This is a genomic window from Streptococcus sp. 27098_8_73, from assembly GCF_041432495.1.
Classification (GTDB): Bacteria; Bacillota; Bacilli; order Lactobacillales; family Streptococcaceae; genus Streptococcus.
This window is the reverse complement of record NZ_JAPVZT010000003.1, coordinates 62,755-75,016: the sequence shown is the minus strand read 5'-3', so window position 1 is coordinate 75,016 and position 12,262 is coordinate 62,755. Positions and strand designations below refer to the sequence as shown.

The 12,262-nt window shown below is 46.0% G+C and carries 13 protein-coding genes; 11 read left to right on the top strand and 2 right to left on the bottom strand.

Going from position 1 to position 12,262, the window contains the following annotated elements; genetic code table 11:
- Positions 1-34 precede the first annotated feature (34 nt).
- The 10 genes from O3651_RS02995 to O3651_RS02950 all read left to right on the top strand — a co-directional run bounded on the left by O3651_RS02995 (position 35) and on the right by O3651_RS02950 (position 7,547).
- A complete protein-coding gene (locus O3651_RS02995) occupies positions 35-772 on the top strand; it encodes a CppA N-terminal domain-containing protein (protein WP_371609529.1) in 738 nt (245 codons plus the stop codon).
- A complete protein-coding gene (locus O3651_RS02990) occupies positions 769-1,701 on the top strand; it encodes a serine hydrolase domain-containing protein (RefSeq protein ID WP_371609528.1) in 933 nt (310 codons plus the stop codon). Before O3651_RS02995 ends, O3651_RS02990 begins: the two co-directional genes overlap by 4 nt.
- A gap of 179 nt (positions 1,702-1,880) precedes the next feature.
- Positions 1,881-2,759 carry a mevalonate kinase gene (mvk, locus tag O3651_RS02985; RefSeq protein ID WP_371609527.1) on the top strand — a complete coding sequence of 293 codons (879 nt, stop codon included), beginning with the start codon at positions 1,881-1,883 and terminating at the stop codon, positions 2,757-2,759.
- Positions 2,741-3,688 (top strand): diphosphomevalonate decarboxylase, encoded by a 948-nt coding sequence (gene mvaD, locus O3651_RS02980; protein ID WP_371609526.1) that lies wholly within the window; start codon positions 2,741-2,743, stop codon positions 3,686-3,688. The genes mvk and mvaD overlap by 19 nt, the downstream gene beginning before the upstream one ends.
- A complete protein-coding gene (locus O3651_RS02975; protein WP_371609525.1) occupies positions 3,678-4,697 on the top strand; it encodes a phosphomevalonate kinase in 1,020 nt (339 codons plus the stop codon). The genes mvaD and O3651_RS02975 overlap by 11 nt, the downstream gene beginning before the upstream one ends.
- The gene (gene fni, locus O3651_RS02970; protein WP_371609524.1) at positions 4,681-5,685 is read left to right on the top strand and encodes a type 2 isopentenyl-diphosphate Delta-isomerase; all 1,005 of its coding nucleotides are present in this window, start codon (positions 4,681-4,683) and stop codon (positions 5,683-5,685) included. The genes O3651_RS02975 and fni overlap by 17 nt, the downstream gene beginning before the upstream one ends.
- A 177-nt stretch (positions 5,686-5,862) precedes the next feature.
- Entirely contained in the window at positions 5,863-6,153 is a 291-nt protein-coding gene (rpsF, locus tag O3651_RS02965) for a 30S ribosomal protein S6 (protein ID WP_002896497.1), read from the top strand.
- Between the two features lie 11 nt (positions 6,154-6,164).
- Positions 6,165-6,659: a single-stranded DNA-binding protein gene (locus tag O3651_RS02960; RefSeq protein WP_005591685.1), complete on the top strand. Its 495-nt coding sequence runs from the start codon at positions 6,165-6,167 to the stop codon at positions 6,657-6,659.
- Positions 6,660-6,700: 41 nt separating this feature from the next.
- Positions 6,701-6,940, top strand: coding sequence for a 30S ribosomal protein S18 (gene rpsR / locus O3651_RS02955; protein ID WP_000068664.1), 240 nt, complete (start codon positions 6,701-6,703; stop codon positions 6,938-6,940).
- Between the two features lie 97 nt (positions 6,941-7,037).
- On the top strand, positions 7,038-7,547 hold the full coding sequence (locus tag O3651_RS02950; RefSeq protein WP_371609523.1) for a GNAT family N-acetyltransferase: 510 nt from the start codon (positions 7,038-7,040) through the stop codon (positions 7,545-7,547).
- A gap of 31 nt (positions 7,548-7,578) precedes the next feature.
- On the opposite strand, the gene O3651_RS02945 is transcribed toward O3651_RS02950, so the two are convergent.
- Both O3651_RS02945 and O3651_RS02940 read right to left on the bottom strand, forming a co-directional pair.
- A complete protein-coding gene (locus O3651_RS02945) occupies positions 7,579-8,253 on the bottom strand; it encodes a DUF1129 domain-containing protein (protein ID WP_371609522.1) in 675 nt (224 codons plus the stop codon).
- A gap of 18 nt (positions 8,254-8,271) precedes the next feature.
- Positions 8,272-9,216, bottom strand: a complete 945-nt coding sequence (locus O3651_RS02940) for a magnesium transporter CorA family protein (protein WP_045500579.1) — start codon at positions 9,214-9,216, stop codon at positions 8,272-8,274.
- Positions 9,217-9,338: 122 nt separating this feature from the next.
- Here O3651_RS02940 and uvrA point away from each other — a divergent pair, with 122 nt between their 5' ends.
- The gene (gene uvrA / locus O3651_RS02935; protein WP_371609521.1) at positions 9,339-12,164 is read left to right on the top strand and encodes an excinuclease ABC subunit UvrA; all 2,826 of its coding nucleotides are present in this window, start codon (positions 9,339-9,341) and stop codon (positions 12,162-12,164) included.
- Positions 12,165-12,262 lie beyond the last annotated feature (98 nt).

Below are 12,262 nucleotides of genomic sequence, written 5' to 3'. Positions count from 1 at the left end.
AAATTTATTACAATAAAATAGTTTGGAGGAAGTTATGAGTGTGAATCATGTTGCAAGAATCGTTCCAGTAATAAAAGTAAATAATCGGAACCTAAATCAAGATTTCTATAGCAAAACGCTAGGGATGAAATCCCTATTAGAAGAAGGGGCCCAGTTGTCTTTGGGTGATCAAACTAAAACAGAAAGATTGATTTTAGAAGAATCTCCAAGCATGCGCTCTCGTCGAGTTAAAGGGGCAAAGAAATTGGCTCGCTTAGTGATCAAGGTGACAAAAGCGTCAGAAATTGAGGCTTTGTTGGCTCAAGGGCTTGAAGTTGACAGTTTATATCGTGGGGAAAAAGGTTATGCATTTGAAGCGACTTCCCCAGAAGGCGATCGCCTCTTGCTCCACGCGGAAGAGGATCTGAGTAGCTTACAACCAGTCCAAGAAACTCCTGCATTTGAAGGGCAGGACGACTTTATCGGCTTGAGTCAATTTGATGTGGAAAAGATTGAGCTTCGTGTCCCAGATTCACAAGCTGTCAAGGCTTTCTATCAGCCAGTGAGCAATGTCTTGGATTTCCTAGATGTGCAGGAAGACCAAGGAGAAGATTTGCAAGCTGATAATACGAAAACTTGGGATCTGGCTATGCTCAAATGTTTGGTGACGGACTTTGATGTGGAAAAATTGTCATCGATTTTTGCGACACAGGAATTTTTTGTACCTAAATCTAAAAAATTCTTAGTCAGCCAAGATCAAAGTAATATTGAACTATGGTTTGAGCAACTATGACCCAGCGGATTTTAGAAAAGATCGATCAGCAGCTTGCTGCGGGGCTTTATCCTGGGGCTAGTTTGTCTCTTTATCGTGATGGACACTGGCAGAGTTTTTATCTAGGCTTGACAGATCCAGCCAATCAATCAGTAACGCGAGCAGGTCTGCTTTATGATCTGGCCAGTGTCAGTAAGGTGGTTGGCGTAGGGACCTTGGTGGCATTTCTGCTTCAGAGTGGCGACTTAGATATCGATGCACCTTTGCGGCGATATTATCCAGCTTTTCATGATGATCGGGTGACCCTGCGCCAGCTTTTGACCCATACCTCTGGGCTCGATCCCTTTATTCCCAATCGGGATAGGCTCAATGCTCAAGAATTAAAGGCAGCCCTCAATAGCTTGACAGTGCTGGATGACAAAAGCTTCCATTATACAGATGTTAATTTTCTCCTGCTGGGCTTTATGCTGGAGGAGCTGTACGGGGAAGCTTTGGATAAGTTATTTGAAGACAAGATTTTTAAGCCGTGGTCGATGCGGAAAACTAGCTTTGGACCAGTAGCTTCTGCGGTGCCAACTGTTCGTGGTGTTGAAGCAGGGGTGGTTCATGATCCCAAAGCGCGTGTCCTAGGTCATCATGCCGGTAGTGCTGGACTTTTTTCAAGACTTGAGGATTTGCAGATCTTTTTAGAGCATTATTTGCGGGATGAATTTGCAGAGAAATTGAGCCAAAACTTTGCTCTAGAGCCGGGCAAGACACGCAGTCTAGCTTGGAATTTGGAAGGGGAATGGCTGGATCATACTGGCTATACGGGGACTTTTATCATGTACAATCGGGCGGAACAGAAAGCCGTAATCTTTCTTTCCAATCGCACCTATGAAAAGGATGAACGTGCTCAGTGGATTTTAGACCGCAATGAACTGATGGATCTAATCAGAAGAGAGTGGTAGCTTTCTCCCTACCGAAGCCAAAGGTCCGTCGCTGATGATAAAATAGGATAGAACTCCGGCTTTTGCTTGGAGTTTTTGACTGCTTAACGTGACTTTGTCAGTTAAGATGGGAAAAGATCGCTTTTTTTCCAAAAGTATATTAAAATATAGAAGATAGAAGGAAGAAATAGAGAGAAAGTATGACAAAAGAGAAGGGTGTCGGCAGGGCACATAGCAAGATTATTCTGATGGGGGAGCATTCGGTGGTCTATGGCTATCCAGCCTTGGCTTTGCCTCTCAATAATATCGAAGTGACTTGTCAGGTATTTCCTTCTGAGAAGCCTTGGACTCTCTATGAGGAAGATACCTTGTCCATGGCTGTTTTTGCCTGTCTGGAGCACTTAGGGAAGCAAGGTGCTCAGATTCGTTGCCAGGTGAATTCCATGGTGCCAGAAAAACGAGGCATGGGTTCATCTGCAGCTGTCAGCATTGCAGCCATTCGTGCGGTTTTTGACTACTTTGAAGAATCCTTGGACCATGAAACGCTGGAAATTCTGGCCAATCGAGCAGAAATGATTGCCCATATGAATCCAAGCGGTCTGGATGCCAAGACCTGTCTTAGTGATGTAGCTATCAAGTTTATTCGTAATGTCGGATTTTCAGAGATTGAGCTAGATTTGGGCGCTTATCTGCTGATTGCGGATACGGGCATTCACGGACACACGCGGGAAGCCATCAAAAAGGTGGAAAGCTTGGGTCAGGAGGCTCTGCCCCTCTTACAGGAGTTGGGAAATCTGACGAAAATTGTTGAAAAGGCGATCCATCTCAAAGATTTGCTGACCATGGGTCAGGCTATGACTAAGGCTCACGGCAAACTAGCTCAGTTGGGAGTTTCTTGCCAGCTATCTGATGACTTGGTCGAGCTGGCGCTTGAAAATGGGGCTCTTGGAGCCAAAATGAGTGGCGGTGGTCTAGGTGGCTGCGTGATTGTGCTAATAAAAGAAAAGAAAGAGGCGGAAGACCTAGCCCGTCTTTTGAGAGAGAAAGGAGCCAGCAACATATGGATAGAAAGTCTGTAAGTGTCAAGTCTTACGCCAATATTGCCATTGTCAAGTATTGGGGCAAGGCGGATGCCGAGCGGATGATTCCTGCTACTAGTAGTATTTCCTTGACTTTAGAGAATATGTATACCCAAACCCAGTTAAGTCCACTTCCTGCTGAGGCTGCTGGCGATGAATTTTATATCGATGGGCAATTGCAAAGCCCAGAAGAGCATACTAAGGTCAGTCGGATTATTGATCGCTTTCGGACGGAGCCAAGTGATTGGGTTCGGATTGATACCAGTAACAATATGCCGACAGCTGCAGGTTTATCCTCTAGTTCCAGCGGCTTATCTGCCTTGGTCAAGGCTTGTGATGCTTATTTTAAAACTCATTACAATACCGAGGAGCTGGCCCAGTTGGCTAAGTTTGCTTCAGGTTCGTCAGCCCGCTCCTTTTTTGGTCCTTTGGCAGCATGGGACAAGGATAGCGGAGCAATTTACCCTGTGCAAACCGACCTTAAGCTGGCCATGATTATGTTGGTGCTTCATGATGAGAAAAAGCCGATTTCTAGTCGACTTGGAATGCAGCTCTGTGCCGAAACGTCCAAAAATTTTCAAGCTTGGATTGACCAGTCAGCACAGGACTATCAGGATATGCTGGCTTACTTAAAGGATAATGATTTTGAGAAAGTTGGGCAGTTGACCGAGGAAAATGCCCTGCGGATGCATGCAACGACCGAGACGGCCACGCCTCCATTTACTTATCTGACAGAGGAAAGCTATGCTGCGATGGACTTTGTTCGCCAGCTCCGAGGCCAGGGACATCGTTGTTATTTCACTATGGATGCTGGTCCCAATATCAAGGTTCTCTGTCTTGAAAAGGACTTGGAAGACTTGGTGCCCCTCTTTGAGAATCAGTACCGTCTGATTGTCTCCAAAACGAAGGAATTGCCTGATGGAAACTAAGATGCAAGTCCAGACCTGCGGAAAGCTCTATCTAGCCGGAGAATACGCTGTCCTGATTCCTGGTCATGCGGCTTTGATTAAGAATATCCCGATCTATATGCGGGCAGAGATTGAGGCGGCGGATAGTTATGAGCTGGATTCAGATCTCTTTAGCCACAAAGCCAGTCTAGCGCCAGACGCGGACTATGGCTTGATTCAAGAGACCATTCAGTTGATGAACGACTATCTCAGCTTGCTGCAAATACCATCGCATCCTTTTGCTTTGACTATCAGAGGAAAAATGGAGAAAGACGGGCGCAAGTTTGGGATGGGTTCCAGTGGCAGCGTGGTTGTCTTGACGATCAAGGCTATGGCCGCTTTTTATCAACTGAAACTAAGCTCTGACCTCCTCTTTAGACTAGCTGCAGTAGTGCTTCTCAAGCGGGGGGATAATGGCTCCATGGGAGATCTGGCCTGCATTGCTTATGAACAACTGGTTTATTATCGTTCTTTTGATCGGATGGCAATCCGCCAGCGATTGGTCGACACAAATCTGTTAGAGATTTTGAAGCACGACTGGGGCTATGAAATCAAACCAATCCATCCTAGTTTGACCTGTGATTTCTTGGTGGGTTGGACGAGAGAACCGGCTATTTCGAGTGACCTTGTCAAGCAGGTTAAGTTGAGTTTGAACGAAGACTTCCTGACTCAAACCCAGCTTCAGGTGGACAGTCTGAAAGAAGCTCTTTTGTCGGCTGATAAGATAGCTGTAAAAGATAGCCTATTGACTGCCAGTCAGTTATTAGATAGCCTCAGTCCGCTGATTTATACGGAGAAATTACAGGCCTTAAGAGAGGCGAGTCAAGGCTTGGATTGTGTCGCTAAAAGCAGTGGAGCTGGCGGTGGAGACTGTGGTTTCGCTTTGTCTTTTGCTGCCGAAGATAGTCAAATATTGATCCAACGCTGGCAAGAAGCTGGTCTGGAATTACTCTACCAAGAAAGGATGGGTGCTCATGAGCCAAAGCCGTAAAGATGATCATATTAACTACGCCCTAGAACAGCCCCTTGGCTACAATAGCTTTGATGATATAGAATTAATCCATCGCTCTTTGCCAGCCTATGATTTGGACGAGATTGACTTATCCACTCACTTCGCCGGGCGTGACTGGGATTTTCCCTTTTATATCAATGCCATGACAGGTGGAAGTCCAAAAGGGCGAGAAATCAATGAAAAACTGGCTAAAGTTGCCGAAGCCTGTGGCATCCTCTTTGTGACAGGTTCCTACAGTGCTGCTCTGAAAAATCCAGATGATGATTCTTATGCTGTGGCAAAGGATAAGCCTAATCTACTCTTGGCCAGCAATATCGGACTTGACAAACCAGTAGCAGCAGGCTTGCAGGCGGTGTCGGATTTGAAACCTTTGTTTCTCCAGCTACATGTCAATATCATGCAGGAATTGCTAATGCCGGAGGGAGAGCGGACTTTCAGAACTTGGAAGCAGCATCTGGAAGCCTATGGAAAAGATTTTCCAGTCCCCCTTGTCCTCAAGGAAGTAGGCTTTGGCATGGATCGGAAAACGATTGAGGAAGCTCAGGCACTAGGGATTTCAACCTTTGATATTTCTGGTCGTGGTGGAACGAGCTTTGCCTATATTGAAAATCAGCGGAGCGGTCAGCGAGACTACCTCAACGGTTGGGGGCAGACCACAGCTCAGGCCTTACTGGCAGCCCAAGACTGGGTGGACAAGGTGGAGTTGCTGGCAAGTGGTGGTATTCGCCATCCTCTAGACATGGTTAAAGCCTTGGTTCTGGGTGCTAAAGCAGTCGGTCTTTCTCGGACGATGTTAGACTTGGTCGAAAAACACTCAGTCGAAGAGGTCATTGCTATTGTAAATGGCTGGAAAGAAGACTTACGGCTGTTGATGTGTGCCCTGTCCTGCCGCAACCTTCAAGAATTAACATCCGTCCCCTATCTGCTCTACGGTCGCTTAAAAGAAGGAGCCGAGCAGGTGCAATAAATCACTAGCTTATGTGCTTTGTCTAGTTGATAAAATGCTTTAGCAAATCATTCAAGGAAAAGCGAAATTTATTCTTGCTATTTGTTGGAAAATCTAGTATAATTATTATTTGTGAGTGAACCTCACTTACCCCTTGCAGCGTCTTGGGGTCATTAGACCAAAAGGAGGAACATATCAATGGCTAAATACGAAATTCTTTATATTATTCGTCCAAACATTGAAGAAGAAGCTAAAAACGCTTTGGTAGCACGCTTTGACTCTATCTTGACTGACAACGGTGCAACTGTTGTTGAATCAAAAGACTGGGAAAAACGTCGTCTTGCATACGAAATCCAAGATTTCCGTGAAGGACTTTACCACATCGTTAACGTTGAAGCAAACGACGATGCAGCTCTTAAAGAGTTTGACCGTCTTTCAAAAATCAACGCTGACATTCTTCGTCACATGATCGTCAAACTTGACGCTTAAGAAGGTAAATTATGATTAATAACGTTGTACTTGTGGGACGTATGACCCGTGATGCTGAACTTCGCTATACACCGCAAAACCAAGCGGTCGCAACCTTTACTCTGGCTGTTAATCGCAACTTTAAAAATCAAAGTGGTGAGCGTGAAGCGGACTTTATCAATGTTGTTATCTGGCGTCAGCAGGCAGAAAATCTTGCTAATTGGGCCAAAAAAGGCGCTTTGATCGGAATTACTGGTCGCATTCAGACTCGTAACTATGACAATCAGCAAGGCCAGCGTGTCTATGTCACAGAAGTCGTTGCAGACAACTTCCAGCTTCTGGAAAGTCGTGCAAGCCGTGAAGGGCAGCCTTCAGCTGGCTTTGGTGGCGGTGGCTTCGGTGGAAATTCTGCACCAAGCTATGGTAATGCTGACTCATTCAACCAAGTACCAAACTTTTCTCGTGATGAAAGCCCATTCGGCAATTCAAACCCGATGGACATCTCAGACGATGATTTACCATTCTAAATAATGGACAAAACTAGAACTATAATATAAAGGAGAATAACATGGCTCAACAACGTCGTGGCGGATTCAAACGCCGTAAAAAAGTTGATTACATCGCAGCAAACAAGATTGAATATGTTGATTACAAAGATACTGAGCTTCTTAGCCGTTTCGTTTCAGAACGTGGGAAAATCCTTCCTCGTCGTGTAACAGGAACTTCAGCTAAAAACCAACGTAAAGTAACAACAGCTATCAAACGCGCTCGCGTAATGGCTTTGATGCCTTTCGTAAATGAAGACTAATATGAATCCCTGCTTCTAGCAGGGATTTTTGCTGTCTTGATGATAGGAAGGGCCAGTGCTATAATAGAAGAAACTATCAAGATATGGGAGGCTTGCCATGACAGAAGAACTAGCCATCAGAAAGATGCTTTTTGAGGATATTGAAGGCTTATCGAATGCTTTTATCCAGCAAGGCTGGCCTGGTCGGAGAGAGATTTTAAAAAACTACTTTCTGGAGCAAGAGGCGGGTGAGCGCCAAGTTTTGGTGGCGGTTGTTGGGGAATTTTTGGCTGGCTACATTACAGTCATCCCATTGGCAAAGCATGGGCCTTTTGCTGGTCTTTATCCTGAGTTAACGGATTTTAATGTTTTTGAAAGTTTCCAAAGGCGAGGAATTGGGACAGCTTTATTGGACAAAGCAGAGCAAGTAGCACAGTATTATTCAGATGTGGTTAGCTTGGGCGTTGGGCTGCATAAAGGCTATGGTCCAGCACAACGACTATATGTAGGTCGCGGTTATATGCCAGATGGGTCAGGAGTTTGGTTTCAAAATCAGCCACTCACGCCCTATGCTTCGTGCGAGAATAACGATGACTTGGTCTTATATTTTTCAAAAAGGGCAAAATAAAAGAGGTTGCAAAACCTCTTTTTTATGCTGCTTAATATTTCGCTGGTCCCATAGCCGCACTCTTGATATTGAAGCGCTTCTTGAGGTAGAAACGGAGTGCTAGGGTGATCCCTCCGATTATGGCAACGACAATGTTTGACAAATGTGGGTTGAGAGAGTCGGGCAGTAGGCTAGAACCAACGATTGAAAGGGTCCAAAGAGCAATAGCTACTAGCATGATAAGGATAGATTTGAGTAGATGTGGTCGTTGGCTACGGTCAGTGTCTGGTCCGTAAAAACGGTAAACGAAATGATAGAGGGCGTAGAAAGCGAGACCACCGACAATACTACCAAAGACAAGTGTCGTCATGCCGTAAACAGACGGTCGAGAAGATGCCAAATTGACGATGGAAGTCAGAACGGTGAAGAAACCGAAAATGAAGAGGACGGAATCCAGCATCATCCATTTTGGATCATCGTTTTGTTTTGGATGCTCGGCGTCATAGCGCTCCTTAGCAGTGAGAGAAGAGGCCCAGTAAGTTGGTGCACCGTAGAGAGCACGGGCAGGAATGCCCTTGGCCTGATTTTCTAAAATGTTTGGAATGATTTCTTCTAAGATTGCTTTTACTTCTTCATCGGATTTGCCATCTTTGAGGAGTTGGTGAGTGGCGATGTGGAGAAATTCCTTATTTTTCTTAGTTAGTTTGTCTGATACTACTTGTGACATAAGAGTCCTTTCTGGTGGTTAGAATAATTTTTTATGGAAGAGGTAGAGGGTCAGAGAGCCACTCAGAGCAAAGGCGATAAACATGATAATCCAGAAGGCATGTGGCTCGCCATTTAGAGGTAGTTCATTATCTTTGAAGTTCATCCCATAGGCTGAGAAGAGCATGGTCGGGATGGACATGACAACGGTTACCAAAGCCAGTGTCTTCATGACATTATTCTGGTTGTTGGAAATAATGGAAGCAAAAGTATCTGTCATGCTGTGGAGGATATTTCCATAAATATCAGCCATCTCGATGGCCTGCTGGGTCTCAATCAGGGTATCTTCCAGCAAATCCTCATCTTCCAAGTATTTCTTGATATTGCTAGTAGAGCTGGTTAGTTTTTTAATCACGCGCTCATTTGTCTTGAGGGAGGCTTTGAAATAGACGATGGTCTTTTCCAGCTCCATGAGCTCAATCAGTTCTTCATTTCGAGTCGACTGGTGCAATTGGCTCTCAATCTGTTCGCTCTTGCGGTCAATGGAACGCAGGGCTGTCAGATATAGCTCGGCATTGCGGTAGAGAATCTGAAAGATAAAACGTGACCGCATGAAAGTATAAAAGTTACGCAAGCGACGGTGGATAAAGATATCCAGCAGGGGCAGCTTTTCCAAGCAAGTCGTGATGATAGCTTCTTCTGTGATGATAATACCAAGCGGGATAGTAACATAGTAAGTCTGGTTATTCCGCTCCTCAGTGATAGGCACGTCTACGATGATCAGTGTGTACTCATCCTCGATAGTGACCCGAGACATTTCCTCGGCATCGAGTGGTGCTCGTAGGTCAGCTATGTCAATGCCAAAGGCGTTTGCGATTTCTAAAGATTCATTTTGGGAAGGATTGACCATATTTATCCAAGTTCCTGATTCAAGTGTATCAATCTCCTTAAACTCGGTTGTTGTTGATAAAAATACTTGCTTCATATCTCCTCCTAGAATCGTTTATAAGCACCGTCTTATTATACTACAAATTCTAGTCTTTTGGGCAAAAGTTTGCAGAAAAATTTGCTATAATAGAAGAAGTTTAAAGGTAAAGTGTGGAAGAGATGCAAGATAAAATTGTGATTCATGGAGCGCGAGCTCATAATTTAAAAAATATTGATGTAGAAATCCCCCGAGACAAGCTGGTCGTGGTAACAGGTCTGTCTGGTTCGGGCAAGTCCAGTCTGGCTTTTGACACCCTTTACGCTGAGGGACAACGCCGTTACGTTGAGAGCCTATCGGCCTATGCTCGGCAGTTTTTGGGCAACATGGAAAAGCCAGATGTGGACTCGATTGATGGTCTCAGCCCGGCTATTTCCATTGACCAGAAGACGACCAGTAAAAATCCGCGCTCAACAGTGGGAACTGCCACTGAAATCAATGATTACCTGCGCCTGCTCTATGCTCGTGTTGGAACGCCCTACTGTGTCAATGGACATGGAGCGATTAAGGCCTCGTCTGTTGAGCAGATTGTCGACAAGGTTTTAGAATTGCCAGAGCGTCAGCGGCTGCAGATTTTAGCGCCAGTCATTCGCAAGAAAAAGGGACAGCATAAGACCGTTTTTGATAAGATTCAGAAAGACGGTTATGTCCGGGTGCGCGTGGATGGCAATGTCTACGATGTAACAGAATTGCCAGAGCTTTCTAAGAGCAAGCAGCATGATATTGAAGTCGTGGTGGATAGAATTGTCATCAAGGAAGGGGTGCGCAGCCGTCTCTTTGACTCGGTCGAAGCAGCTCTACGGATTGCTGAGGGTTATGTGGTGATTGATACCATGGACGGTCAAGAGCTGCTCTTTTCTGAGCACTATGCCTGCCCAGTCTGTGGCTTTACGGTGCCAGAGCTAGAGCCACGCCTCTTTTCTTTCAATGCGCCTTTTGGCTCCTGTCCGGACTGTGATGGTCTGGGGGTTAAGCTGGAAGTGGATCTAGATGTGGTTGTGCCAGAAGCTGGCAAGACCTTGCGCGAAGGAGCGCTAGCACCTTGGAATCCCATCTCCTCCAACTACTATCCACAGATGCTGGAGCAGGCCATGGCAGCCTTTGACATTGATATGGACAAGCCTTTTGAGGAGCTGACGGAGGAAGAGAAGCAGCTGATTTTCTTTGGCTCAGATGGGCGGGAGTTCCATTTCCATTATGAAAATGAATTTGGAGGCGTGCGCGATATTGACATTCCTTTTGAGGGGGTTGTCACCAATATCAACCGTCGCTACCATGAAACCAATAGTGATTTTACTCGGACGCAGATGCGGGCTTATATGAATGAGCTAACTTGTGCAGCTTGTCATGGTTATCGACTCAGTCCCCAGGCCTTGTCTGTCAAGGTTGGCGGTGAAGATGGCTTGCATATCGGTGAGATTTCAGACTTGTCTATTGCAGATCATTTGGTCCAGTTGGACAAGCTTAGCTTGACTGACAACGAAGCTACGATTGCGCGTCCTATTCTTAAAGAAATTCATGACCGACTGACCTTCCTCAATAACGTTGGTCTTAATTACCTGACTTTGTCTCGCTCGGCTGGGACTCTATCAGGAGGCGAGAGCCAGCGGATTCGCTTGGCAACTCAGATTGGCTCGAACTTGAGTGGCGTCCTCTATATCTTGGACGAGCCCTCTATTGGCTTGCACCAGCGTGATAATGACCGCCTGATTGCCAGCCTCAAGAAGATGCGCGACCTAGGCAATACCCTCATCGTTGTTGAGCACGACGAGGACACCATGAGAGAGGCGGACTGGCTGATTGATGTGGGACCAGGAGCCGGTGTTTTCGGCGGTGAAATCGTCGCAGCCGGCACTCCGACGCAAGTGGCTAAGAACAAAAAATCCATCACAGGCCAATACCTGTCAGGTAAACGTGAAATCCCAGTACCATTGGACCGCCGTGTAGGCAATGGCCGCTTTATCGAAGTGACAGGGGCTAAGGAGAATAACTTGCAGAATATCTCAGCTAAATTCCCCTTGGGCAAATTTATCGCTGTGACAGGAGTTTCTGGATCCGGTAAGTCAACGCTGGTCAACTCTATTCTTAAAAAAGCCATTGCTCAAAAACTTAACCGCAACTCTGCCAAACCAGGTAAGTTCAAGAAAATCAGTGGCATTGAGCATGTGGACCGCTTGATTGATATTGACCAAAGCCCGATTGGCCGGACACCGCGTTCGAATCCAGCTACCTATACTGGAGTTTTTGACGATATTCGCGATCTGTTTGCCAAGACCAATGAAGCCAAGATTCGCGGCTACAAGAAGGGCCGTTTCAGCTTTAACGTCAAGGGCGGTCGCTGTGAGGCCTGCTCGGGTGATGGGATTATCAAGATTGAGATGCACTTCCTACCTGACGTCTATGTGGCCTGTGAGGTCTGCCACGGCACTCGCTATAATAGTGAGACTCTGGAAGTCCACTACAAGGAGAAGAATATCGCTCAGGTTCTGGACATGACGGTCAATGATGCGGTAGAGTTCTTTCAGCATATTCCGAAAATTGCCCGTAAACTCCAGACCATCAAGGACGTGGGACTAGGCTATGTGACTCTAGGGCAGCCAGCCACGACCTTGTCAGGTGGTGAAGCCCAGCGGATGAAGCTGGCCAGCGAACTTCACAAGCGCTCGACTGGTAAGTCCTTCTATATCTTGGATGAGCCGACGACAGGGCTTCATACAGAGGATATTGCTCGTTTGCTCAAGGTTTTAGCTCGCTTCGTGGACGATGGCAATACAGTCCTCGTCATTGAGCACAATCTGGACGTTATCAAGACAGCTGACCATATCATCGACCTAGGCCCAGAAGGCGGTGTCGGTGGTGGTACGATTATTGCGACGGGTACACCAGAAGAGGTTGCAGCCAATCCAGCCAGCTACACTGGCCGGTATTTGAAAGGTAAGCTGAAATAAGATTTTTATTGTTCTAAAACACAAATCCCTCACTAGGCTAACCTAATGAGGGATTTTAACTTATAGTTATGAGGGAAGTAGGGCATAGCTATCGCAGC